The sequence below is a fragment of the Halobacillus sp. A1 genome, from assembly GCF_024189295.1.
Lineage (GTDB): Bacteria > Bacillota > Bacilli > Bacillales > Halobacillaceae > Halobacillus_A.
On sequence record NZ_JAIZEN010000012.1, the window covers coordinates 89,208 to 115,876 of the forward strand.

15 protein-coding genes are annotated in these 26,669 nt (G+C 36.3%); 3 read left to right on the top strand and 12 right to left on the bottom strand.

Going from position 1 to position 26,669, the window contains the following annotated elements:
* Positions 1 to 189: 189 nt before the first annotated feature.
* The gene (locus tag LF817_RS13530) at positions 190 to 2,922 is read right to left on the bottom strand and encodes an AAA domain-containing protein (RefSeq protein ID WP_253936350.1); all 2,733 of its coding nucleotides are present in this window, start codon (positions 2,920 to 2,922) and stop codon (positions 190 to 192) included.
* 206 nt (positions 2,923 to 3,128) lie between these two features.
* Here LF817_RS13530 and LF817_RS13535 point away from each other — a divergent pair, with 206 nt between their 5' ends.
* Positions 3,129 to 4,328, top strand: coding sequence for a PDDEXK-like family protein (locus LF817_RS13535; RefSeq protein ID WP_253936351.1), 1,200 nt, complete (start codon positions 3,129 to 3,131; stop codon positions 4,326 to 4,328).
* Positions 4,329 to 4,601: 273 nt separating this feature from the next.
* Here LF817_RS13535 and LF817_RS13540 read toward each other — a convergent pair whose 3' ends face one another.
* From LF817_RS13540 to LF817_RS13555, 4 genes are read right to left on the bottom strand one after another with little or no spacing between them, the layout of a single operon-like run.
* Entirely contained in the window at positions 4,602 to 6,053 is a 1,452-nt protein-coding gene (locus tag LF817_RS13540; RefSeq protein ID WP_253936352.1) for an NAD-dependent succinate-semialdehyde dehydrogenase, read from the bottom strand.
* A 22-nt stretch (positions 6,054 to 6,075) separates the two neighbouring features.
* Positions 6,076 to 6,603: a formaldehyde-activating enzyme gene (locus LF817_RS13545; protein WP_253936353.1), complete on the bottom strand. Its 528-nt coding sequence runs from the start codon at positions 6,601 to 6,603 to the stop codon at positions 6,076 to 6,078.
* A gap of 43 nt (positions 6,604 to 6,646) precedes the next feature.
* The gene (locus tag LF817_RS13550) at positions 6,647 to 8,239 is read right to left on the bottom strand and encodes a BCCT family transporter (RefSeq protein ID WP_253936354.1); all 1,593 of its coding nucleotides are present in this window, start codon (positions 8,237 to 8,239) and stop codon (positions 6,647 to 6,649) included.
* Positions 8,232 to 9,407: a Zn-dependent alcohol dehydrogenase gene (locus LF817_RS13555; RefSeq protein WP_253936355.1), complete on the bottom strand. Its 1,176-nt coding sequence runs from the start codon at positions 9,405 to 9,407 to the stop codon at positions 8,232 to 8,234. Before LF817_RS13555 ends, LF817_RS13550 begins: the two co-directional genes overlap by 8 nt.
* A 286-nt stretch (positions 9,408 to 9,693) precedes the next feature.
* On the opposite strand from LF817_RS13555, the gene LF817_RS13560 reads away from it, so the two are divergent.
* On the top strand, positions 9,694 to 10,458 hold the full coding sequence (locus tag LF817_RS13560) for an IclR family transcriptional regulator (protein WP_253936356.1): 765 nt from the start codon (positions 9,694 to 9,696) through the stop codon (positions 10,456 to 10,458).
* Between the two features lie 354 nt (positions 10,459 to 10,812).
* Here LF817_RS13560 and LF817_RS13565 read toward each other — a convergent pair whose 3' ends face one another.
* The 7 genes from LF817_RS13565 to LF817_RS13595 form a co-directional block, all read right to left on the bottom strand.
* A complete protein-coding gene (locus LF817_RS13565) occupies positions 10,813 to 13,290 on the bottom strand; it encodes a restriction endonuclease-like protein (protein ID WP_253936357.1) in 2,478 nt (825 codons plus the stop codon).
* Positions 13,262 to 15,001: an MrcB family domain-containing protein gene (locus LF817_RS13570; RefSeq protein WP_253936358.1), complete on the bottom strand. Its 1,740-nt coding sequence runs from the start codon at positions 14,999 to 15,001 to the stop codon at positions 13,262 to 13,264. The genes LF817_RS13565 and LF817_RS13570 overlap by 29 nt, the downstream gene beginning before the upstream one ends.
* A gap of 800 nt (positions 15,002 to 15,801) precedes the next feature.
* Entirely contained in the window at positions 15,802 to 16,068 is a 267-nt protein-coding gene (locus LF817_RS13575; protein WP_253936359.1) for a hypothetical protein, read from the bottom strand.
* Between the two features lie 253 nt (positions 16,069 to 16,321).
* Positions 16,322 to 17,746: a class III extradiol ring-cleavage dioxygenase family protein gene (locus LF817_RS13580; protein ID WP_253936360.1), complete on the bottom strand. Its 1,425-nt coding sequence runs from the start codon at positions 17,744 to 17,746 to the stop codon at positions 16,322 to 16,324.
* Positions 17,747 to 17,966: 220 nt separating this feature from the next.
* The gene (locus LF817_RS13585; protein WP_253936361.1) at positions 17,967 to 19,073 is read right to left on the bottom strand and encodes a hypothetical protein; all 1,107 of its coding nucleotides are present in this window, start codon (positions 19,071 to 19,073) and stop codon (positions 17,967 to 17,969) included.
* Positions 19,063 to 19,911: a hypothetical protein gene (locus tag LF817_RS13590; protein ID WP_253936362.1), complete on the bottom strand. Its 849-nt coding sequence runs from the start codon at positions 19,909 to 19,911 to the stop codon at positions 19,063 to 19,065. Before LF817_RS13590 ends, LF817_RS13585 begins: the two co-directional genes overlap by 11 nt.
* 3 nt (positions 19,912 to 19,914) lie before the next feature.
* Complete coding sequence (locus tag LF817_RS13595) at positions 19,915 to 21,840, bottom strand: hypothetical protein (protein ID WP_253936363.1); 1,926 nt, start codon at positions 21,838 to 21,840, stop codon at positions 19,915 to 19,917.
* 1,713 nt (positions 21,841 to 23,553) lie between these two features.
* On the opposite strand from LF817_RS13595, the gene LF817_RS13600 reads away from it, so the two are divergent.
* Positions 23,554 to 26,649, top strand: a complete 3,096-nt coding sequence (locus tag LF817_RS13600; protein WP_253936364.1) for an Eco57I restriction-modification methylase domain-containing protein — start codon at positions 23,554 to 23,556, stop codon at positions 26,647 to 26,649.
* The last annotated feature ends 20 nt before the right edge of the window (positions 26,650 to 26,669 follow it).

Below are 26,669 nucleotides of genomic sequence, written 5' to 3' on the forward strand. Positions count from 1 at the left end.
TTTCTTTATTGTATGAGTCAAAAATTTTAATTTAAAAAAGGAACTTCCCAAAAATTTAATTTGTGAGGTCCCTCTAAAATTCAATGAAAGTGCCTGCTCCCACCACGTTATCGCTTTATCAGAGCGTGGTGGGGGGGGCAGGCACTTTCACAGAGGCAATATGCAAATCGCCATCAAAATCTTAAGAAATTACACTTCTTTAATGTTTAACAATTCATGCAGCTTCTTACGAAGAGCGTTTTCTTCCCCACTGCCTGTTGTCTTGAATCGAACGATTGGGATGTTATATTTCTCCAGTATTTCATCTTTCATCTTGTCTCTATTTAACTGCTTTGGATTATTCTCATGAAACTCGTATCCATCTACTTCAACTACTAATAGAGGCATTTTATCCAGCTTATTGAAAATAACAAAGTCGGTGTGAGTCAATTCATTCATGGCGTATTTTCGTTCTTCAGGTGTAAGCAACTCCGTATCGTTGATTAGCATCTTTAAAGGCTGGTGGAGCACACGGCCTAAATTTCTAAATTCATCGCAGTCTAATACATTTTCTATCACAATATTCATGAGGTTCTCAGACGTGTGTTCAGATACTTTTTTAATTTTAGCCATTACTTCCAGTAACTTATCTGAATAACTACTATATAAAAGATCGAAGGTTGAACGAATGTTACTGTTGATGATTTCGAAGTTATTGTATTTTATATAATTAACTAGACCTCCAATATTAGTACCACGCCACTCCTCGCTGTCTTTGGCAGAAACTATAATTAGTTTTTTTACTGCTCTTGAAACGGCAACATTGATAAGATTTGGATCATCCACAAAGTCATTAACATTAACCTCATTAGAGACTGTGGAGAGTATAATCACATCTTTTTCTCTACCTTGGTATTTATGAACGGTATCCACTTCAGTATTTAAGGAAGTGGCCCTCTTTTGAATCCCCTTTACTTGTAATCGATAAGGAGCTGTTATTCCAACTGATTGATCACCTGTATTTAAACCCATACTCTCTACGACTTCATTATAAATAACATCAATCTGTCGGTGATTTATCATGCCCCGTGCATGGTTACCTTTAACGGTTTGAAACAAGGTTAACGGATCGTCACTTTCCTGCTCTTCAGTTAAGATAATTAATTCATTGTTGTAAAACTTTTGATTACAGAAATTTATTATCTTAGGATGGCAGCGATAATGCTCCTTTAACAAAGTTCTCGGGATTTCGTTATACAAGCTTACAATTGATGACAATAAACTATGTTCCGCGTAATTATATTCATGGTCAAGGTTATATTTTTTATATATTTCACCTGTTAACTTCTTTTCCTCTTTAGATATCACATTAGGTAATTGTTTAGAGTCTCCGACTATTACTGCGTTTTTAGCACAAGACAAAGCAAGGGCTCCCGTTACCAAATCTACCTGAGAAGCCTCATCTATTAAAACATAATCAAATAGGTAATTACTTTTAGCACTGCTGAGTAACGAATGAGTCGTACTTAAAATTACAGGATATTCTTTAATAAAAGAATCGAAATTTTTCCATAGATCTTCTTTCTGAAAGACTCTTCTATTTTGGTTTAAAGCGTACTTTTGTGCTAAGTAACTTTTAAGTGATTTCATGGATTTCTCGCTATAATCCTGCATCTCATGTTCAAAGTCGAACCGTTCTAATTCCTTAGTTAATAGGTTTATCTTTTTCTTTACTTCTTCCATTCTTGTTTTATAATATGTATCCTGCAAGTAAGAAACGACCTCTTCAGGTGAGGATTTGTAGAATCCAAAATCATAAATTCCATACTTAAAGAAATTATGAATCTTCCCAATAAACTTGAGATTTCTGTTTCTTAATTTATATTTGTAATCGATTAGTAAGTTTAAAATTCTGTCAGCATTTAGACGATATAGAGTCTTCAGCGTAAGGTCAGAAGAATTATATTTCAAAGAATAGTCGGCAAAATATTTATATTCAGTTTGAAGAGCTCTTAATTCTTGTTTTAGTAACGCTTGTTGGTTCTTCTTGTGAAGCATTTCATCTAATTTATGTTGTGATTCGTTCAACTGCGTTTTTAGTTCGTCATAATCATTGTCATCTATAAGCCAGTTGCTCATATCAGGATAATTAGAAGTTTGATTTGTGAAAAAGGTTTCCTGATTTTGCTTATTGCCAAGAAATGCGGCTATAAAATCAAGATCATATTTCTCTAGCTTTTCCAAAACATTATTCGTAGCAGAATTATTATTCGATACTACGGCGACTGTTTCCCCATTCATAATGGCATTTGCAATAATATTTAATATAGTTTGAGTCTTCCCTGTTCCAGGTGGACCTTCTATGACGCTTAACTGATCGGACATAGCTTTTTCAACAGCAGATTTTTGACTAGAATTAAACCCAAAAGGAAATACGATTTCTCTCTCATTCTCTCGGCTCGCAAAAGGTTGCCTCTGCAAGTACTTCGCCAAAACACTACTAGAGCTTACGGTGCCTAGCTTCTCATACTGTTTACTCAAGAAAGTTTTGTCCTCTTCATTTGGATTATAGTTGGCTATTTCTTTAAAGTATCCAAAACAATTGCGTGCCTTTTGATCAGATAAACAGTTCTTTTCAAACCTTATTTCATCCTTTGAATACGTTTTTTTAAAACCATTGTTAAATATAATCCTTACATATGAATCAAAATCTAAAATTTGGTTTATACCCGTAAGAGGATGATCGTTCTCATACACAATAATATTTTTTAGGTCCTTTAAAATGGGGTCACAAAAAAACTTTATATTCTCTTCCTTGTAGCTATATATTTTAGAATTATTAAAATATCTTATTCTCCAGTGTCCATTGTCTTTTTCAAATAAATCAATTTGCTCAGTCTTATCCTTTTCTTTTACTAAAACCATGTATTCTTTTAAATCCACCCCACTCATTCTCCCCTTTCTTTTTAACCACGTCCAAATGCTTATATAGAATTTTAACACAATCAGACTCATTCAAAAGAAATACGTAAGTTCTTCAGTGCATGGATCTTCTGTTTCCTAGGATTATTAAAGCCATTGGATTATTTTCTTTAAGAGGATTGGCTCTTGTATAATGGATAAGGGCAACCATTTAAGGAGGGTGATTTATGAGAAAAACAAAAATAAAAACTACCAACCGAAAAGCTTTAGAGCGATTTTTAATGGACATAGAAATCTTAGATGATATAGACTCCAAACTTGCACACTTTAATGTCTTTGAAACGTTAGGAATGATACATACTGAGATTCGCCACAGCAACGTTCTAAGTTGGTTATTAACACCAAACGAAAACCATGGACTAGGAGACTATGTGATTAAAAAAGTAGTTCAGTCTATTGTGTATCAATACCATAACGATAACTCCAATTTTGCTTTCAAGCCACTGGACATTTCTTTACTTGAGTACCATGACTTTGTGGTTCGCAGAGAGTGGAGAGACATAGATGTCGTAGCCATTTCTGAAGCGAATCAACTTGTAGTAGCTATCGAAAACAAAGTGTGGAGCAAAGAATCCAAGCATCAGCTGCAAAAATACCGCCACATTATTCAAGAAGAGTTTCCTGAATATCAACCACTCTTTATCTTCTTAACCCCCTATGGGGAGCCTGCCAGCGACGAAGAAAACTGGCTAAGCTTTGATTATAGTCAATTTATAAACATAGTGGAAAAAGGAATGAAAGTAAAAGAAGACACTATAAGTAATCGTGTTAAAATTTTCTTAGATCAATACATAACAACCGTAAGGAGGTATATTGTGGGGGACGATGAGTTAGAGAAAGTATGCAGAGAAATTTATTATAAACATAAAAAAGCACTAGACCTTATATTTGAATATAAGCCGGACGTTTACTCTGACATTGCTGATGACTTGAAACACCTAATCAACCAAGAACCTGAATTAATTTTAGATACTTCTACAAAAACATACATACGCTTCACTACCAAAAAATTAGATGCTTTGATAGAAAAGAAGGGAAAGGGGTGGACATCTTCCAAACGTATTCCATTATTTGAGTTTCAAAATAAAAACAATAAATTAGTTCTAAAATTAGTCATAGGGCCTGGAGATCAAGATTTACGACAAATAATATATAACATTGCTATAAACAATAAAAGTGCTTTCCGAGGTAAAATTGGAAAGCTAATGACCCAGTATACAACAATCTACACACGTGAATTTCTTCCGAAAAACTTTGAGGGTGAGAGTAATTATGAAGATATTCTGAAAAAAATTAATGCCAATTTCAATCAATTTCTTAAGCACGACCTTGATAGCATATACCAGACCATTAGTAAAAATTTATAATACAGATGTGCCTGACATTTACCGTGCTTTAATAGAGCGAGTGGGCAGGCACTTTTTCGGTGGGAGATAGATTAAAAGAGATAACACAGTAATATCTGAATCAAAGAAGGTTATGTGAATAGTAATATAACCACCAAGCAAAGAACCAATAAGGACAAGTGCTCACTCCCGCTATTTTTCAAAGATGGACTTCAGTAAAAGAACCCCTATAACTTAATTAGGGGTTCACAAGATTGAAAAAGCTACACTTTTAATAAAGAACTATGGATATCCTTACATCCCAATTGATAAATATTTTGTCTCTAAGAAGGCTTCTATCCCTTCTTCTCCACCTTCTCTGCCTAACCCACTTTGTTTCATTCCCCCAAAAGGAGCTTGAGCTGCGGAAGGTGCCCCATGATTCCAACCAATAATTCCGTAGTCTAGACTTTCCGCAATTTTCGTTCCGCGACTCATATTTTCAGTGAAATAATAAGCAGCTAACCCAAACGGAGTATCATTGGCCAGTCGAATGGCTTCCTCTTCAGATTCAATCTTTTGTATTGGGACTACCGGCCCAAAGGTTTCTTCTTTCATACATAACATGTTTTCTTTTGCTCCAAGGAGCAGCGTTGGCTCATAAAAGAGAGAGTCTTGATCATTGACTTGATAACCTTTTCCTCCGACTACCGTCTCTGCTCCTTTTTCTACGGCGTCTTCTACATGGCGAACCACTTTGTTATAACCTTGCTGATTAATAAGTGGTCCGATATCCACATCTTCAATTAAACCATTACCCACTTTTAATTCTTCAATTCTTTCCCTCAGCTTACTAACAAATTCACCGTAAATTCCAGATTGAACATAAAGTCTATTGGCACAAATACACGTTTGCCCTGCATTTCTAAATTTGGAAGCCATTGTACCTTCTACAGCTTTTTCTAAATCGGCGTCATCTAGGACTATAAGCGGCGCTTGTCCACCAAGTTCAAGAGAAATGTTTTTAATCTGTTCTGCACTCTGCTTCATGAGCAACCTTCCAACTTCAGTAGAACCAGTAAATGTCAATTTACGTACTTCCTCGCTGTTTTTTATGGTGTCACTAAAATCTTTGTCCTGAGTAACCACCATATTTACTACACCCGGAGGTATGCCAGCATCTGCTGCGCATTCCATTAATTTTGCTGCTGTAAGTGGTGTTTCCTTAGGTGGTTTAACAATAAATGTACATCCCGCTGCAAGTGCAGGTGCTAATTTTCGAGTAATCATAGCAGCAGGGAAATTCCATGGAGTAATAGCTGCCACTACTCCCACGGGCTGCTTAATGACTTGGATTCGTTGGTCGGCACCTTTAGAAGGAATCGTCTTTCCGTAAACACGTTTCCCTTCTTCGGCATACCACTTTACAAAAGATGCAGCATATAAGACTTCACCTGTTGCTTCTTTCAGAGGTTTTCCATTCTCCAGAGTAATGATACGGGCAATTTCATCTTTTCGTTCTATAATTTTTTGATAAAATGTTTCTAAATAGTTTGATCTTTTTTCTGCCGATAGATCTTTCCACTCTTGAAACGCTGTTTGTGCTCCTTCAATAGCTGCTAGGACATCCTCTTTTGTACCGATTGGCATCGTCCCTACTACTTCATTAGTAGCGGGATTGGTGACTTCGAACGCTTCTGAAGAGAAGCCTTGCCATTCACCAGCAATATAGTTTAATAGATTTAGTTGCTCTACATTTGTTTTCATGGTTTTCCTCCCTATCTTATAATCAATTACCCTTATAAAAATTATTGCGGGCATTTTCGTAAAAATTTAATTGATCTTGAATGTAATTCTCAGTGACCGGTTGTGTGGCTTTTACAATTGCTTCGTACATCGCTTTTCTAGCATTTAAACGAATAGTTGTTTCCTCTTTTGCATCGGGATCAAGCCAGCAGGCCACAAGCAAAGCAAGGTCTTCAATAGATTGTTCATCAATATAATTTTCTTTAATCGCATCAAGAACTCCTTGACTCAGACCAATTTGAGTTGCTCCAGAAAATAGCCGTCCATATTCTTCATCTTCCAACGTTACTTTGTTTACTACTACGGTCGTAGGCCTTACAAGATTATTAGCTCCCAAACAAGCTAGAAAAGGAACATGTCCTTTAGATGGACTCGCCATAGACCGAACAGCTTCAGCATAGGTAGCACTACCTCTTTCTGCTAATACTACATTAATATGAACACCGTTCGGCAAATCTCCACCGTATGCTTCACCAAATCTCCCATCGTAACCTTTAATAGTACTATTCATAAACCTCATCCTTTCTTTTATTAATTAATGAAAAGTAAAAATCTTACATTGAAGCGTCCGTGTATTCTTGGTCTTGCTCTTGGTAATCGCTACCCTTCATGGAACTCTCTTCTTCATATCGAGTACTAGTTTTATCGTACATCCATGGATTCTTTGCGATTTTCATTAATGAACCAAAAACCACTAATTCCAAAAACAATGCAGGTACGCCACCTAAGTTATTTAACATTTTTACGCCATCAATGTTGGCAAAACTAATCATTGTCCAAGAAATAACACTAACGGTAACACCCCAAACTACCTTTATTACTGTAGATGGCTCTGGATTTTCAGGGGAAATCCCGTGAGAGCTAATACCACTCATCGCGGCATTATTAGAATCACATGCAGTGACAAAGGTAACGAATACAATAAAAATGAAGAAAGGTATAATCAGTTGAGACCACGGAAGAGCTGCAAAAACTCCATAAAGTACGGTCTCTGGACCACTGCTAGCCAACAGGTCTGTAAGTCCTCCTCCATTCAAATCCGAAAACAAAGCTGTTCCTCCAAAAACACTAATCCAGATGGCACCAAATATTGCTGGAAAAACGAAATTAACGAGGATAACCGTTTTTACTTTATAACCATAAGCTACTCTTCCAAGAAATAAAGAAATGATCATTGCCCAAGCAAACCAACTCGCCCAATAAAAAGTGGTCCAACCGCCTGGCCATGGATCGTTAGATAATTCACCTGTAAATAAGCTTTTTTCAAAAAAATTAGTTAAAAAATTTCCAAAAGACTCAGTTCCAGCATTTAAAATAAAACTAGTCGGTCCTACTATAAATACGAATATAGTGAGAATAACAAAAACTCTTATATTTATATTCGAAAGGTATCTAATGCCTTTCATCAAACCTGTGGAAGACGAGATAACGAAGGTAAACATGACTACCGCCGCTACAATGGCCCACAAAAGAGGAGTGCTTTCTATGCCGGAAACATAGTTAATTCCTCCAGAAAGGTTCAATATACTAGTTCCCATGGAGGCCGCCATACCCGTAGCCAAAGTATATAAGGATACAGCGTCTACCACACTCCCTACTTTTCCATTAATCATTCTTTCACCGAACAAAGGCACTAAGGGAGAACTTAAACTATATGGCAACCGCATATTGTAATAAACAAAAGCAAAAACAACTGTTGGTACTGTATAAATTGCATAAGGTGTTATTGTCCAATGTAAATACATTGTAGAAAGTGAAAACATAGCAGCTTCCGGCGAATGAGGTTCTATACCTAAAGATGCTGGTGGTTGAGATACATGATAAATTGGTTCTACTAAGGACCAAAAAGTAAGCGTCGCTATGGTCGTAGTAAGAGCAATAGCAAACCAAGTTACCATCCCCAAAGACGGTTTTGCCTCCCTTCCTCCAATTCGTACATTACCTAAGGGGGAAAAATATGCACCAATACATCCAGCTACCATTAATAACCCTGCCACACTGAATAACCATCCCAATTCATTGATCACCCAATTATTAGCATTGGTGGTCATTTGAACAAAAACATCTTTATTCACGAGACTTAGGATCGCGGCACCAATTAATAGTAAGAAAGGGGGCCAGAATACCGCATGCCGCAACTTAAGCATAATAACTATTCACTTTCCACGTTTCACTTACATCTTTCGGGGGAGTTAACACCTGAGATTTGAACTCTATTAGCGAACGTCCCACGTTTGCGCATGTATGGTCTTGAAAGGAATCAAAGACTCGGTTGATATCTTCCAGTTGTATCCGACTTAATATTAGCTCATCCAGTTTATAACGCCCTTCTAAATAAAGATTTGCAATATTGACAAAGTCCCTAAAAGGTTGAGTGTCCCCATAGAAGCTTCCTTTTAATATTTTCCCTACACGATGGAATCCTCCAGCCGGTAGATTGACGATCATGGAAGCATGGAAAGCTCCAACAACAACCACAACCCCTTTCTTTCTTACTCCATTCCATGCACTTTCCGTAGCTTTAGTATTTCCTGAACAATCAATAGCGTAATGGACACCCAATCCTCCTGTGAGTGACTTTAATGCTTCCTCAACGTTCTCTTCTCCTACTTGGATAGTGTGTGTGGCACCAAAATGTTTTGCCATTTCTAAATTAGCCTTTTTTACATCACAAGCAATAATTTTTTGTGCCCCCGCGATTCGAGCACCCTGAATAGCATTTATTCCTACTCCCCCAATACCAAACACTGCGACTGAAGTTCCTGGTCTTACTTGTGCCGCATTAATTGCGGCACCATAACCTGTAGCGACTCCACAACCAATTAATGATGCTTGAGCAAGTGGCATTTCATTAGGCAATTTCACACATGACATTTCTGGAACTACTGTGTATTCAGCAAATGTTGAAAGAAGTGAATGATGGTACATACGTTCACCGTTTCTTGTGAGCCTAGTTGTTCCATCCAGCAGTGTTCCGTTAAACATAGGTCCAAAAGCTTCTTCACATAAATGAAAATCTCCAGATGTACAATACTCACATTTTCCACAATACGGAACCCAGTTTAAAGCAACCCTATCCCCAACCTTCACATTCTTCACATGCGGGCCTATCTCTTGCACAATTCCTGCACCTTCATGGCCTAGGATAGTAGGAGTAGGAGTAGTTGGATCATTAAGGGCATTAAGATCACTGTGGCAAATACTTGTTGCCTCTATTTTCACTAACACCTCATTTACTTTCGGGTTATCTAATTCAACCTCTTTGACTTGGAGCGGGCCACCCACAGACTCCATTACAGCTGCTTTCATTTTCATTATGCTTACCCCCTAGTTAATACTAAAGCGAACCTAACCAGCCCTTATTATTTTCCTGAACAATATTCCTCCTCTTTTTAAGATAAAGCGCTTTCATAATAGTTCAAAAATTAAGCGATACGTTCGTATTATGAACATACCGTTCTTTTAATGAACTTTGAGTGAATTATATAACCTATAATTTAGGTGGGTCAATGGTTTTTTGTATTTTATTTACAAAAATTCTTATATTTACAAAAAATGACCTTTAATGACAAAACATAATTAGTAAGATATAATTTAAAGTATGAATATCAATAAAGAAGAAAATTACGTACAATCTGTAGTCAGAGCAGCTCATATCCTTCAACTAGTCGCAGATAGCGACCATCCTATTACTATTAACCAACTATCAGAAGAAACCAACCTTAATAGAACTACTGTGTGGAGATTGTTAGAAACACTAGAGTTCCTTCATTATGTGGAACGGGATCCACCCACAAAAGGGTATCAACTCGGGTATACCCCATACCGTTTGTTTTCAAATAATAATATGTATTTATCATTAATCCGAATGTCACGTCCATTGTTAGAAAAACTTAGGGATGAAATTGATGAAACTGTTCTCCTTAGTGTACCTAAACATAACGGAACATTAACTATAGACCAAATTGATGCTCCTCATAGTATTCGCCCTATCAATTTAGTCAACCGTTTATTGCCTTCCCATTGTACTTCTAATGGCAAGCTGTTACTGAGTCGCCTATCAATTGAAGAATTCAACTTAATCCTGGATAGGGAGTTAGAGCCCATTACACGGTTTACCATTACTGATCCAACGCTCTTACAGGAAGAATTAAATTGGGTACGTGACCATGGTTTTAGCTTGTCTTTAAGAGAATGGGATGAAAGTGAGAATGGGATGTCTGTCGAGATTACAGATAACCGAAATGAACTAATAGGGTTTATTAGTTTACTAGGACCTTATCAGAGGTTATCCAAAGATAAAATGCTTACACTAGCTCCGAAAATTAAATCCACTGCTAAAGAAATCGCTGAAAAATTAAGCTAGAAATAAAAAAGGTTACCTGATGGTTATAAAACATCAGGTAACCTTTTTAAAATGCCTGCACCCACCGATCTATCGCTTTAACGGAGCGGGGGTCAGACCCCAAAATTCTATTGTATCTCAAAGTTAACCCTGAAAAGGTTGAGCTAGAACCTGGCTTCAGCCGTGATGTCAGAAATATTGGTCACTATGGGACAGGCGATTTAGAGATTGTCATAACGAAAGATGAGGTTATTGAGAAAGCAAAGCATTATATTGATTGGAGTTATGATAATAGTTAATTTAAAAAGTGCCTGTCCCAATTGTAACGTCATGGGAACAGGCACTTTACCTGATATCAAGGAACCAAAGGAAACGTCATGACCCTCTCGACTGAAGGTTCACTATTTCCCTGAACACTTTATTCACGTTGTGCACCACATCCTCATAAGAAAAAGCTAAGCTTCCCTTATGTGATCGTACATGAACAACCGGTTCATCCACCTCTACTGTTATTCCATTAGTAATAGTCCTGAAAGAGGTAACTTTGCCCGCCCTTTCAAGCTCCTTATGGTCGAGATCCATACGAATATCTTTAGAAAACCTTCTTAACACTTCCCACAGCTGTCTTTCCATAGCACTCTTCATATAGAGTTGAGGTAATTCTTTAGCTGCCTTTAAATCCGGTAAAGTACTTAAAGTGGAAGTACTAATACCATAACCCACTGGCTTGATCGAATGCTTGAGTCTTTTCCACGTATCCATGTATAGACGGATTCCACCACGTTGATAATCTACTTTTACATCACGTAGTTTAGCGTACTGGTAGATCCCACCATCCTCAGCAAAGGTAGCTTTCGGTTTATATAAAGCTATGTAACTTGCTTCCTTCCAGCCCTTACATAAATACGAATCCGGAATAAACATCTGGCCTGACTGGTTGATGTTCCTTACCTGTTGTTCACTCTTCACCTTTGCGATTAATACTTTCTCTTTCACTCTAGAATTCCACTCTTCAAGCGTACCTTTAGGTAAAATCCCTTCTTCCTGTAACTGTTTAGGTGAGCACTCTATTAATCGGTCTAAAAAACGTTCCACTAATGCAGTTGATTGAGGTAGAAAAGGAAAGCCACCTATATTTACTTTTTGAATGCTTCGGTAGAAAGCGTGTTTTTCGTATTCGTGTTCTTCGCCCCAAGGAAATAATACGTAGGCACCAAACGTATTACGTTCATAGGCGCTAGCATTATTTTCTACTATAGCATCTCTATATCGGTGCATCGTGTTGATATCTTCTTCCAAAGGACCGGGACTATGATAAGTCCGTCCATAATAACTTCCTTCTGCAGCAAAATCGACGCGGTACTTGGCATCAAAGACATATTCGTAGGCATGATCTTTTCCCACTTTTTCTATGCTTAACATAGAATCTGGTTTTTGCCTTACCGTTGGCAATGTTCCTGAATGCTTTTGGAAATGTAAGGTGATCTTTTCATTCGTATGAGGATGACGAAAGACTCTTTTCGCCGACTTCGACTGATTTAACGTTACAAAAAGACCCTCACGATTGACCTTAATAATATCTTGACTGATCACCTTATACTTTGAAGCTAAAATCTGCCCTAACTTTAAAAACGTCCAATATTCATAAAGGGTGGCCACATCCTTGACAGACATCCTCGCTAATTCTCCATGTAAAACTAAACCACGAGATAGCGTCAGATAGGCTTGATAAGCTTCTCGGTATCCAGGGGCCATTTGTAGTACGAGGGACATCACAGAGCGATCAAGCTTCCCTATGGTTCTCCAAAAGGGAGAGGCTAGCTTTCGTTGGATAGAGGACTCCATCTCTTCGACTACTTTTATTTTATCTTGATTGGGATTTTGCTGATCAAAGGGTTTTCTCTCTTCCAGCTTTCGTTTTAATGAATTCAATTTATGCGATAGCCTCACCATCATCCATTTGACGAAGCGGTTTTCTAACGTGTCGTAGGTCGGTTCTTTTTGAACGTTTATCCCTTTTGTCGGCATCATCTTTTTTTCATGAATGGGAATGCCATGGGGAGATTCCACAAATAGACCAGGACGTTTACGCAGATATTTCAAGCCAACCGTATCCTGCCTTTTAAGCTGGTCCCCCCTCACTAAGCGATGTTCTTTCTTCAATTGGTGGTGGGGTTGCTTTTCGACTTGTGTAACGGCCTTTGTAAACTGTTGGAAGTATTTCATTACTAAACGATAAAATTCTGCCCAGGAGGGGTCGGCCGTTTGCGTGGTGGTAGCTCCCAAATAGGTTTTCTTAACGAAATGATAGGCTAAGTTATAAACTTCCTCATTCACTTCCTCTAAGAGCTGCTGGTAATCTTCCTTATACGACAGTTTAGAAGGAAAGACTTCCAACGTTACATCCAACTGCTTTTTCCCTTCACTAAGGATAGAGAAAGTAGTGTACCCTACTTCATTCGTAAAAGATAAATTCCCCATTAATAGTTGATGAGGATGCTTCCCCACCTTACTGACCGCTTTCCTTAAGGCAGGGTGTTCATGTTCAAACTCTAATGAATTGTGATTTTTAGGAGTTACCACGAGTTGATAAACTCCATTTTCAAAAAATAAAGGCGGCACACTCGTATGACCCGTGAGCTTCTCTTCACGCACATCAAGAACTCTAACGGATTCAATAGATTCTCCATTTACTGAAAAATACATTGATTCATACGGCTGAATAGCCTTGTATTGCTTCAAACTCTCATAACGACTGTGGTACGGTTTTCCCTTAATGTAGAGGGAAAACGAGTCCGTCTCTATTTCAATCAGTTCTCTTTCATCAGCTGCTCCAGAAGGAAGTAAATCCATCTAAATCACCTCGCCGGATCATCTCATGAACCTTTCGACCACTTCTCGGAAAACGTGCCTGGCCCAGTATGTCCTCGATCTGATCTGATGGTAAACCTTCTTCATAAGTATGGTTCGTAAAGTAAGTAAATAAGTTCATTAACACTTGAAAAGCTTGTCCATGACTAGCTGTAAGTCGCGGAAGAATCTTTTGGTAAAACTGAAAGTCTAACGCTTCATCCTCAGTCATTAAATAGCGACTATAAATCGTATAGAAACAAACCTCATCACGGACACGGTAACCCACATGTGCCTGAATGGGTTTAAGGATCTCGTTGATCTGGACTAACTCTTTCGTTACGTGTTCTACCGTCTCTTTATTTGATGAGTAAGCGTCTTTCAAGCGAAGGTATTCTGATTGTATCCGTTGATTCGGAAGGTTTACTTGTTCCTGTTGCCCTTCCTCTTCTTCAAGAAAAAATAAGGTATCCAAATGAACGTCGTTCCATTCAATTGTATTCGCACGATCTAATACCTTTTTACTAAACGGATGAGTAGTTTCATCCATATTCACTGTCCCAATAATATATAAATTGGGCGGGATCGTTAGCCGTTCCCCCGCTTGGTTTTCACTCATAATCGGGAGGCTTTGAACTTCTCCATCCACCCATTTCCTACTTTCCATCACACTTAGAAAATCACTAAAATAATACTCCACACGTGCCAAGTTCATTTCATCTAGCACGACGAAGTAAGGGTGGTCTTTATGTAGCCTTGCCTCCTTAATCACAGAGGTTAAGGGTCCTTCCTGAAATACTCCTCTTATATCGGTGTAGCCTAGAAGGTCAGATCCGTCACTCCAGTCGGGCCTTACTGGGATTAAAGTAAATTGCTTGTTTTCCTCTGTTGCTCCTATACTTTCAGAAAACAACTCTATAATTTTTGTTTTCCCTGTTCCAGAAATACCAGATAAAATCACAAAAGGCTTTGTTCTGAGCGAGAGGAACAAATTTTTCACATCTTCTAATTCATAGTAAAAACCTTGATTCCTTATGTAAGAGTGTATATGTTCGATGATTTTTTCATCTGACCACTCTATCTTGTGATCTGTATCATTTTCCTCTACACGTTCACTTTGAACGCGGATGTAATCATCATAGATATCAATCATGGACGATAAATCTTGTTGAAGGTCAGCTTCTGAAGGCAGAGAGTTCGGATCGTATTCAATATACAAAGCCGTAGACTCTTCATAGCTCTTTCCCTTGGAGCTGCTTCCGATGTTAATCGCGTCATCTTTGTGTATAGGTGACGAAGTAAGATAACGATCTGTCTGAATCGTACTTCTAATATCTTCCCGGATGTGCTTGAGCTGTTCTTTCGAAGCTTTTGTAATTCCTTGAGCGAATGAAAGATAGACCCTCTCCATATCTTCACTAAACAAATACCCTAAATAGTAGCCTTGTTGCGTACTTGTTGTTACATGCTTATCTAAGATAGTAATCCAAGGAATTTGGGCCCAATTCCCTTGTCCCACCGAACCTTTCACTATAAAGCGGTCTTGATCAATAAAGTCCAGCGAGTTGATTATTTTTGGAGCATTAGTTCGAACAAATTGACCTAATGAATTGGATTTAAATTGCTTATTTTTTTCTGTTAAATATTCACTTGTAATCTTGATTAATATCGAGTGAAGCTTGTCTTTACTTTCTAAATTTACTTTTTCACTCACCGGCCCAACTCTCCTTAAACAAGTATGTAATTATCCTGATTTCCTATCACTTCTGACAATTTATATATTCTTATAAATAATAAATAGTTATCATTAACACTAAACTATGAAATCATGTTTTAAAAGCAAAAAAAGAAGAGTAACACCCCCGTGTTGATAAGAAAGGCAGCTTTTTTCATATATTGAAAAATTATTCATTCTTAGAGTTGAACATTTTAGCTTTAGAGAACAACAACGTTAATCTCACAGTAATCGCAAATGTGATTCCCACCCCGATGAAATAAGAAACCCAGTGTTCAGGATAGACGGAAAGGAATGAAAGATCCTTGGTAGTGGAAACGAGGAAGATAGTTATCGCATGAAAACCCGGAAAAGCATCTGTTCAGCAGAAGTGTTAAAGGAAACGTACAAAAAGTGATGAAAGAGAATTATATTATCAATAGATAAATGAAACTAACCTGATCCCACTCTATGATCGCGTAAAAAAGCGTAGCACCAATTATACAATTGGTGCTACGCTTTTCTTTAATGCTCTAACGCGCCGGGGGACTGTCCCAAAATTAAGTAAAAAAATTACTCAGTTCTGGACAAAAGGAACAGAGTAATTCTTTATTTTCTTTCTTACTACATCATTAAAACTTCATTTACTGATGGTACGGTTCACCGTAATGTTAAATAGGGTAAAACAAGAATAAAATTACAAATTAAAAATAAGGGTGGCAGTCGTTTATGACCGCTACCCTATTAATTTCAAAGGCTAAAATTTTGGTAAGGATAATTTATTAGCCATTTAAAATATACTAAATCTCTCTATATTCTTCTCCAGAAAACTTTTTACCTTCTGAGACTTTATTCCATTCTTCATCTTTAAGGTTGGAAATCCAGTTAACTGCACTTGTTGATGACGCCTCATTTAAATTATTTGATTGCTTATACATACTACCCATTTCTGTAGCGATACTTCTGGGCACGTTCGTTGAACGCATTAATACTGCTTCTCTTGAATTTACGCCATAATACACCATTGATGGTATATTTATTACATGTATCTTTTCCTCTTCACTCAATTTATCAAACTCTATACCACTTGTTGGAATTTTTAATAATGAGGAGAGTCCCCAAGATGCCGCATTAACTATTTTGGAATAAACCGCTCTACAACACTCTGTAATGGTTTCTTCATTAGAATTCCCGAAATACTTATTCGAAATTTCATCAAGGGTATTCCAGGCTTTAGAGACACTACCAACAGATCAAGTAAAGATAGATATTTTGGAGCAGCTTGAACGAATTATGACAATACAAGGTTCATTAGACAATTTATATTTTTGAGGCCGATGGCTTTTGATCAGTTGCATCTATGATAAAAACCTGAATTTCTTTTCCAAGCTTTTCGGTTAGACTCACTGCTTCATCCTTTAGATTTCTTGCTTTAGAAAGTTCTTCATCTTTTTGAACTATGACAACATAATATCCTACCTTCACATCCTCACTAGCTAAGTATTGTGGAAGTTGTGATTCTAAACCATGTTCCAGCTTTGAACTGTTAGCCCTTTTAACTTCGATTAAAACCCTAGGTTTGTACCCATTAGAAAACTTAAAGTCTACTGGTCCTCTTCCAGCATCTGATTCACGGGTCAAGTCTACATTATTTAATCTACAATGTTCCTTTACCATTCCGTATAAGAGTAACTGTGAAGCCTCTTCTTTTCTAGGAACTCTGGGCTTTTCATTCCAGAGAAGTTTATAACCACCATTGTTTACAATATAATTATTAAATGCTTCTATAAGCTTACTCACAAAACTTTTTAGCCCTTCCTCATCCTCAGGTGTAGGAAGTTGTACACTCTCTTTTTGAGCAATTCCTTTAGAAAATTCATACCACCTGTAAACCAATTTTTTATCCAGTTCTAAGTCATATGCATTGGAGCCTTGTCTCTCTACATATTCTATAAACCTATCCACCAAATCTGTTCTTTGTGTTGCAAGTTCAATAATATCTTGTTTGTTAATTTGGCTTTTTATCTCAAAATTAAAATCGTTTCGAAGAATCTCATTCTCATTCGTCCAAGCCCAATCTTTAAAACTATCAGGACCAATACTAGGTAGATCTCTAAGGATACTACTTGGCACAAGGAGAATCGGCTTTTCATTATAAGGATTGAGAGGTAAGTCATAATCATTTAATCTCCATTGCAAAAACCTTTCGTTAAAAGTACGAACTCTTAATGATTTAACTGGAACAGAATACTTTTTACATATTTTCTGAGTATATTGTATTAACTCCTCTTTAATAATATTGGCACACATATCACTAATCCTATCAGGACCAATACCTGACTCTAGTATTGCAATTTCTTCAAAATGGTTAAATTCCTTCATTCCTACATCTATAGCTTTATGAATAGAGGAAGCAATGTTTTCCGAAAATCCTTCACCAGTCCCACTACCTCCAGTACTATTGCCAGAATACCCTAAACAGATTTCATCTACCTCAGGAAATGTAAGTATTCTTTCTAGTTTTTTCTCAACTAGACTCTCACTTTTTCTACTTGACGTAGCTGCGAGTTTAAATGCATCACTAAAAAAGTTAACAATCTTTTTATGAGCATCATTAAAGTTTTCGTTTTCATATTCAAATAAGAGAAAAGGATCAATGAAGACTTCTGTATCAACATCTAATATTGGATCAAACCAATCATCTTCAGGGTTCTGTTGAAGCTTAAATTGTTCAGTAAACAACATATTATCTCTCCTTTTGCACCAGTGGTTGATGTAGTCCATTCTCCGTCGAAGTAAGTGAGTTTAGCCGTTCCTTTAAGCTTTAGTAAATGGATCATAATGCAGATAAACTTGCGTTATTAGTTCCGGAAGCCACCCCTATAATTCTTTTATGAGTAATTTAAAATAACTCCTGAAAATATTTTTTCCTGACTACAGTGAGCGGTTACGATTGAGCTTGCACTCAAGTATAAAGCATCCATGCTGGTTTATTCTTCGAGGCTTTCCCACCAATGGGTCTAAATTTAACCTTTAACCCTCTATCTTGCAGAGGTTCTAAATACCATTCTAGGCTCTTACCACCAATCACCCATAACATGCCGCCTTTATCCCTATGATCGACATACTCGAATTGTTGTTTGTTAAGATAAGCTAAGAGCCAATCATCACTCAATTCAACATGTTCGTCCTCATCTACTGATGGATATGCACCGCTTTCTGCGAGGTGATCTTCCAGTGTGCGAGGTGGAACATCCCCTTCACTAAGGCTCGACGTTTGAACAACCGCTGCAACTTCCCCGAATGATGATTGCTCATCATGTGACAACTGAGATACATCATAATACTCACCTAAGTACTCTAAGAACAACTTCTTCAACTCTTCTTTATTCAGTATTGGAGACATAATGATTGGGTAGCTTTTGTTAAATTCAAAAATGACACGACGTCCGACACGCTCATCATCTCCGAGATCTTCTCTGCCTTTAATCTTCGCCTTCAGCACCTTGGAGAGCTGCAACTCATCAATGATACTTAAAATGTTTAACAGGAAGTTCTCATTCCTAAAAATCTCGTATTTGATCATGTAGTTATACAGATCCAAGTTCTCAATGACTAGCTCATAGTAACGTTCTCTTTCTTCGTGACTCTCGATATTGTCTTTGATGTATTGTGCGCCGAGGATGACCTTGTAGATATAATTCTCCCAGTCTAACTTCTTCAACACTATATTTCGGAAGGTGTTTTCTCCGTTGGCCACTTCTGGATATTTTGTTAGGATATAGTTTTGTTTTTGTGCTACTAAAAGAGAATGCCAAAACCGTTCATCTAACAAATGCTCTCTTCTTGTATCCAAATAGGATTGAGACACAACACGAAAGGCTTCAAGGAAAGCCTGTCTCTTTTCCTCTTCACTTCCTTTCCCTATATAGATCGGGAAATCAGGAATCGCTCGAATATAAGCTGTTTCACTAGAAAAGTATTCTTCTTTGTCTTGAAGGGTCCCGTTTAGGAAATCTTGATAAAGAGACTCCATCTTCTTGTAGTCTTTGTCTAATAATCTAACTTCCATTCGAAACGACCTCCCCAAGTGCTGCTGTATATTTCTCGATAATGCGATCGGAAATAAGATAGATCACTTCATCAATGTTGTCCATATTCAATTCCGTCACTTGCTTTTTCTTCATTAAGTTGTAAAGCTTTAAATCAAGTGATCCTTCTGGTTCTGGTAACTCTTCTAAATCAACATCGCCATCTTCCCCGTTGTTGATAATGAATGTCTGAAGAGCTTTAGATAAACCAGCATAGATATATGGATTGTTAAGAACCGTACTGCGAGGAAGGTGATTGAATTGGAAGTCTGGACTACGGTAATGAATGACAATCGTTTCTTGTCCTAATTCCACTTTAATATCTGACTTCAAGTTCTCATCGACTTTTTTCTCAAAAAGATCAAAAGGTTTTGTGATACTGCCATCAAATACAATGACGTTCGAATACCCCAGAAGCGAGAACTTCGGCACAACGATTTCCTTGCGAAATGGAAGATAAAACTCACTCAAATCATGATTCGTATCAAAAGAAAGTTTTTCCAACGCCTGAATGTGCAACTGAATAGACGTCCGTCTACTTAAAGAAACACGTGTTTTCGGTATCGATACGGACTTTTGCAAAGGATCCAGCTTAAAGAATTTATTATCTTTCGATTGGATAATAAGAATCAATTGGGCTTTCCCGTTGCGAATTTGCTGTTGGATAAATTCCGATTCGATCTCATAGTAAAAGTAGAAATTGTATTTACCTGCATTTTCACTCACGTTCACATCGAGTTCGAACGTATTAAGTGCATAGCTATGGGATGTGTTCGATAAGACAGGGTACGGAAAGTTGGCATCTTTTCGGTAAATCACCTCTTACACCTCCACATAGTATCCAAACTTCAACGAACGATTGAAAGCGTTTCTTAAATTCAATTGAAGTTGTACGATACCATTTTTAATTTGAACACCTTGAATAACGTTTTTTCTGTAAGAACATATACTTCCAGAATGAACATCCACAATGTCTACATAACTGTTCTGAATGCGAAATTCATCTTTATATTCAACGCCCATGCCATCTATGATAGACAAGGCAATGTCACATGTACTTGCCCCTTTAATTTCCTTACTATTGGAAAAATCAAATTGGAGCATCTCCCTATCCCCTACGAGTATTCGTTCAACTATATCAGGGTGGGTGCTATAACGTTCTTTCTGTTCTTCCATGCCACTTGTTTCGCTCTCATTCTTCTGTCTTTTAAGAGGTTTTCTCTTCTTCTTCGGACCCTCTTTTTGAGAAACCTTCTTCTTTCCTTCCCCTTTATCCCGTTTTTCTTTGGAAGAAGGAGTAGTAGAGGATTTTACCAATGATTGACCCTGGTTGATCTTTACGGTTCCCATCGACTTCTCTAAATCCTTCTTAAACTGCGTTTCAACCACATACAGTAAGTCTTTTGTATCCATGAGTCCGTCCGTAGGGTTATTTTCTTTAACAGCCTCATCGATCACTTTGGCAATTTCTTTGGATAAATTATTTATAAATCGTGTAGCCCGTCTCTTTAAATGAGCATCACTAAAATGATCTTTTGACAGTCGAGTATGCGATTCGTTTTCCAGTGACTTCAAATAAGCATCTTCATCGTGACCACCGATAAGAACAGCATTAAACGGCTTCGTCGCATTGGACTTCACCGTAAAATCCTCGATCTTCATTCCGATCGTTCGAACAACCGCTACTCTCCCCTTTGGAATTCTCTCGTCATATCGAAAATACAATTGAAAACGAAAATCCTTGTGTCCATTGGATACCACAATCTCCTCAGGGGACGTGTTCAAGTATGTATCGAGGTAGAGTGGCGTGAATTCTTTCTTGGCCTCAGAAATTTCTTGATTATAGTACTGCTGGTTCCTCACATACTCTAAGATGGTATCTTTATTCACAACATTTCCATTTACATGTACTTCCAATTTATTCTTTAAGATTGAGATAAAGAAACTGTTGCAAATGCTGCGAATGATATCTTTCTCATCATCGTACTCCTGACGTAAGTATGGGATAACAATCTTTAATCCCCTTGTATCTTTTTTGAATACATTATGGAAATTGTTCTCGTAGGGATAAAACTTCGATTTGTTACCCCCAAGATGCTCGATATCGGTAAAATAACCTGTAGAGCGAAACGCCTGGTTCTCGTGTACGTGCTCAATTAGCTGCACCGTACCACCTAAGTGTTGATTACCCTCGGCATCACAGTTTGCAAAATACATCACGTGAAGATCAGAGGCTGCGTTCGATGCAATCTTCCCAACACCGTGCGAACCACCTCTCGACACCTCCACTTCAGCCTGATCTTCTTCAAAGTGAACGCCTTTGTTGTAAGCATAGATCCCCCACGTATCCTTTTTGGATCCGCTTTGGCCATTGCGTGCTCCAGTAAGCCCTCGTGTATTGATGTCTTCAAACGACATATAGCGAACTTCTTCTTGATTCAGTTTATTTTTCATATGGCTGATCGTTTCATTAGTGTACGCATTTCGTCCTTCCAGTTGCGAAATACGAGCATGTACTTCATCAACCCCTGGAATATTCCGTTTATGCATTGTCCCTGTTTCAATCTTTAATACAATGGGACCATCGTAACCTAGCAATCTACCATCCAATGAATTTTGGATATTCTCTCTAGTTAATCCACTAACGCCCATATCGTAAAAGCGTTCCAGGGATTTATTGAAGTTTGATTCTTCGATGTTTGGAATCGGAGAGAATTTCCATTTATCTTTCTGAAGTGTCTGCTGCACTGTTGTCACCCTCCTCAAAGAAATGTATGCATCATATGTTTGACCACATTCGCTTTTTATTATGAAATAGTGGTACATTTTATTGGAACAGTCTTAAAATTCAACATATTACATACTATTTTACCACGATTTTCTATTATCAAATTCAATAATTTCAGATAAAAGTTAATTGATTGTGAGAGAAAATATTCATTATAATACATAGTGATAATCTGTCGGTGTCCGAATAGAATTGGATAGGGAAATGTTGTTGTATCAGACCCCAAAACCATATAAGCTAATCCCCAACAACATGTATTGCGGTTTCATGGGATTAATACATACGTAATCTTTTATGATGATGAAGGTTAGAACAAACCTTAGTAACATGTCGCCCAAATAAAAATATTAATACAAATGACAAAATTCCCACCATTTATATTCTGTAAATTTACAAGCTTATTCACGGCGCTTGAACCTTTGTATAGCCTGACTAACAAGTTTGAAGGCTATTGGTATAACCCTGATCAGTATGTAAAGAAGAGGTTAAAAACCTGTTAAATCAATACGCTCTGTTATTTAGCCGAATATAAAATAAAGGATATGGGGCAGGAACAATAAAATCCTTCCCCATTATATAATCCGGTTTCTACATTACAAAAGTAACCTCCACCAGCAACTGAATAGGAATATTTATAAAGAAGTCCTAAATTGAGGATTTTAAATTAAACACTTTCACAAAGTTAAAGCGGTTAAATACATTTCAAAGTTACTTTACTTTAATTAAATTTCCACTATTTCTTTATACAATATTGGTCTTAGAGAATCTCATTATTTCCCTAAGGAGTTCTGTTCTGCACAAATACTACGATTGTATTAGCAGTAATCATAAAGTCATAACTTGACCTTTCAAAGGTTATAGAGCAGTTTAATGAGCTAAGTCGACCGGCTGTTTTAAATCTCTTATAGTCTTCACTTAGGTTTACTCGGTCACCAAAAAAAACTACGCTCTTCAAACTTCTAAAACCTGACGTAGATGAAGTCCTTACTTCTATGAATATCTGTATGCTAAACAGAGAAGAGAAACTAAATATAGGAAATGCTCTAAAAAATAAAATAATCCCCACCTTTGGCGAAAGATGAGGATTGTCGCTTACATGAGAAATAGTAAAACTAGGATATGATTTAATTATTTCACCATCTTTTTTGTTCTTTTTAAATTATTCCTTCGCATCTTCAAGCGCTCTTTCGTGCTTGCTTACTCACAGTTAGAAGTTTGGCGTAGTACTTCATTTAAACTTCTTATAAGAACTTAGTATATGTTATTACCTTCTAATCCAAACTAAAAATATTGACTTAATTTTGTTACTTTAATTTCAACTAACTCTGGTTGAAGGTTAAGATGAATTTCCATGAATTTTAGATCATTAATTAGCGTTAAATTGGATCATCATTTAATATAGGTAATTGAAATATGTAAGATAACAATACCTTTTTCGCTGATTTATCCAACACCTGTCCCCTTTTATACCTGATTAAAATAAGCATAACCTCTTCAAGATCCAGCCTTATTTTATTTACTTATTGTATTGATATTGTTCTTCTTGATTAGCTATCATAGAGTAAAGGATCGAAAATTGTAGTCCAGAAGTTTATTTAATGACCAATCACTTTTCTATACTCACACTACTTAATGGCAACATACTAAAAATCATTACATTTTAGGAGGAAACGATGATAAATTTACAAAGTAAAGAAAAAATAAAAGACTTTTTCATCAATAATGGATACGCAGATCAATCAATTTTTGATTTTGATAAATCTAATTTAGATTTCAATTATGATTGGTTGAAAAAAATCCACTTAATTAGCGATACTGATGATTTTAAAATATGGATATTCGAAATTGATGAAATAAAAACTGATTTAATGAACAAAATAACTCATCGCTTTTATAGAAGAAACCCTTTTGATTATAACCTTTTAATTTTTACTAACGTTGACTTTACTCATACTGTATTTTTACATTATCACAAGGATAATGACGGTAAAATTAAAATCAGGCGATTACGAATAGAAAACAACCGTTTAACGGCCACAGATATTAGAATATTATCCGAACTAAAACTCACTGGAAAGGACATCATTGACGATTTAGACATAGCCAAGTTGCATAAGAGTGCTTTTGATATAGAACGTGTAACTAACAAATTTTTCGAAGAATTTAAAACTCAAATAGAAACATTTTCTGACAACATATCAGGGCTAGATACAGAAAAAGATAAAAAAAACTATTCTTTATTAGTAGTTAGTAGGTTAATTTTCTTGTGCTTTATCCAACAAAAAGGTTGGTTAAATGGCGTTAAAAGTTATTTGTATGATAGATTTCAATACTCTGAATTAAACAATAAGAATTATTATAATGAAATCCTAAAACCGCTATTCTTTGAGTGTCTAAACAAGCCCATTGAAGAAGATATGTTTAAGGAAAATTCTCGGAGTAAACAAGCAAGAGATTTGTACGAAGGTTACGAACCTGTTTTAGATGATATGGAAATAAATCACAACTTTCAAGGGATCCCATATTTGAATGGTGGTTTATTTGAAGCAAACCAGTTTTATGAAATTAATACGGATGTACAAATTGAAAACATCTTGTTTAAAAATTTATTTGAAAATCTACTAAATAAGTATAATTTTACAGTCAGAGAAGATCTTGGCTATGACACAGACATTGCCGTCGACCCTGAGCTTTTAGGTAGAATATTTGAAAACATGATTATTGAAGAAGAGAGATCAAGTACAGGTAGTTTTTATACTCCAAAAGAAATAATTAATGAAATGTGTAAGACCAGTTTAAGAAAACACTTAAAAAACAGATTAACAGAAAACCTATATGGCAAAGTTGATTACTTAATTAGTCATTTAGAAGATGAAAACCTTTATTCAAAACAAAAAAAAATTATTACTGATGAGATTAACCAAGATACAGAAATACAAGACTGCTCCTACTATAAATTTTCTAAAAATGAAGCTGACGAAGTAATGAACACATTAAAAGAGCTAAAGATATGTGATCCAGCAGTTGGGTCAGGAGCCTATATTTTAGGAATGTTGCATATTCTTGTAGAAATTTTCCGCAAAATCACATACTACTCATTTGGAACTAGAATAAATATTTATGATGCTAAAAGAGATATTATACAAAGTAATCTCTATGGAGTAGATAGAGAAGAAGGCGCAATTGATATCGCTCGATTAAGAATTTGGCTTTCTTTATCTGTTGAATATACAGCAAGTTCTGTTGAAGAAATCAAGCCACTTCCCAATCTCTCATACAAACTAATGCAAGGAAATAGTTTATTTTCTTCTTACGACAATATTGATTTTGATAAGGAATTTGACAAAGTTGGTTTTGGTCAAGTTTCTCTATTTGAAGAAAAAACTGAATTGCATTTACAAATAGAAGAATTAACAATGCAGAGAAGTAATTTCTTTAATGCAACAATTAATAAAGAAGAAATAGAAGAGAATATAAAAAAATTAGAAGAGACACTTCTTAATTCATTTGCATCAAATAAAGAAACACAACTTAAAAAGCTGAATAACAAGAGTTTATTTTCATGGAAAATAAATTTCCCTGAAGTTTTTGAAAAAAATGGCTTTGATATTATTATTGGAAATCCACCTTACGGAGCAGAGCTTAGTGAGTCTGAAAAAAAGAGGTTAAAAACTAAATACCCTAGTGTTGCTGATTATGAGTCTTCTCAATATTTTTATTTAAGAGGGTTAGAATTATTAAACAAAAATGGATTAATTAGTTATATTACGACAAATACCTTTCTCTTTAACGTTCATGCTAATCGTTTTAGAAAAGAAATAATAACTTCCTCCACTTTAAAAGGCATATATGATCTAACTGAAGTCAATGTATTTAAAAAAGCACAAGTTAGAACTATTATCAAGTATGGGTCAAACTCTATCAACAAGAATTATGAGGTTGAATATTATAATTTTAACCCGGATACTCAAACATTTTATTTTAAGAACAGAAAATACTCGAAAGACTTGTTAAAAAATGACAAGAGATGGATCTTTATGATGCGCTTTACAGAGGAACAAGAAAAGCTAATAGAAAAAATTTCATTAAAAGGTTCCCCTTTAAAAAAGGATTTTGATTGTAGTCAAGGCTTAATTCCTTATGATAAATATAGAGGACATTCTAAAGATATAATTCAAAATAGAATCTGGCATAGTGATCACAAGAAAGATGATACATTTAAACCCGAGTTGAAAGGGGCAGATGTTGATAGGTACATGGTGAATTGGCACGGGAAAACGTGGATAAGTTATGGCAATTGGCTAGCTGCCCCCAGAGAGCCAAAGTTTTTTAATGGCCCCAGATTATTAATAAGAGAAATTGTTAATAAGCAAAACGGAAGATTAAATGCCGGCTATACAGATAAAGAATTCTACAATTCACCTAGTATTATAAATATAATTCCAAAAGAAGACGGGCAAATACCACTCTTTTATTTATTAGGATTACTTAATTCACAACTTTTCGCTATATATAACTATGGTACATCACCAAAAGTTAAGAAAGGATTGTTTCCTAAAATTTTAGTTACTGATATTAGAGAATTACCTATTAAAAAAGGTACCAAAAAACAAGTTCACCAAATGGTTGAGGCAGTACAATCTAACATCAAGTTAATCGAAGTGATTATTGCATACGAATTGAGCCATCTGTGCGGAGTTTTGAGCCACTCAGTGCGGACGATAGAGCCGGTAAATGCAGGGATAAAAGCCACCCTACTAAATAATTAACCTCTTGTATAATAAAATTT

What these genes read in the sequence shown, in the direction of transcription:
- LF817_RS13545 (WP_253936353.1), bottom strand. Translation starts at nt 6,603, where the DNA reads ATGAATAGTACTATTAAAGGTTACGATGGGAGATTTGGTGAAGCATAC.
- LF817_RS13550 (WP_253936354.1), bottom strand. Translation starts at nt 8,239, where the DNA reads ATGCTTAAGTTGCGGCATGCGGTATTCTGGCCCCCTTTCTTACTATTA.
- LF817_RS13535 (WP_253936351.1), top strand. Translation starts at nt 3,129, where the DNA reads ATGAGAAAAACAAAAATAAAAACTACCAACCGAAAAGCTTTAGAGCGA.
- LF817_RS13600 (WP_253936364.1), top strand. Translation starts at nt 23,554, where the DNA reads ATGATAAATTTACAAAGTAAAGAAAAAATAAAAGACTTTTTCATCAAT.
- LF817_RS13565 (WP_253936357.1), bottom strand. Translation starts at nt 13,290, where the DNA reads ATGGATTTACTTCCTTCTGGAGCAGCTGATGAAAGAGAACTGATTGAA.
- LF817_RS13555 (WP_253936355.1), bottom strand. Translation starts at nt 9,407, where the DNA reads ATGAAAATGAAAGCAGCTGTAATGGAGTCTGTGGGTGGCCCGCTCCAA.
- LF817_RS13580 (WP_253936360.1), bottom strand. Translation starts at nt 17,746, where the DNA reads ATGTTGTTTACTGAACAATTTAAGCTTCAACAGAACCCTGAAGATGAT.
- LF817_RS13540 (WP_253936352.1), bottom strand. Translation starts at nt 6,053, where the DNA reads ATGAAAACAAATGTAGAGCAACTAAATCTATTAAACTATATTGCTGGT.
- LF817_RS13560 (WP_253936356.1), top strand. Translation starts at nt 9,694, where the DNA reads ATGAATATCAATAAAGAAGAAAATTACGTACAATCTGTAGTCAGAGCA.
- LF817_RS13585 (WP_253936361.1), bottom strand. Translation starts at nt 19,073, where the DNA reads ATGGAAGTTAGATTATTAGACAAAGACTACAAGAAGATGGAGTCTCTT.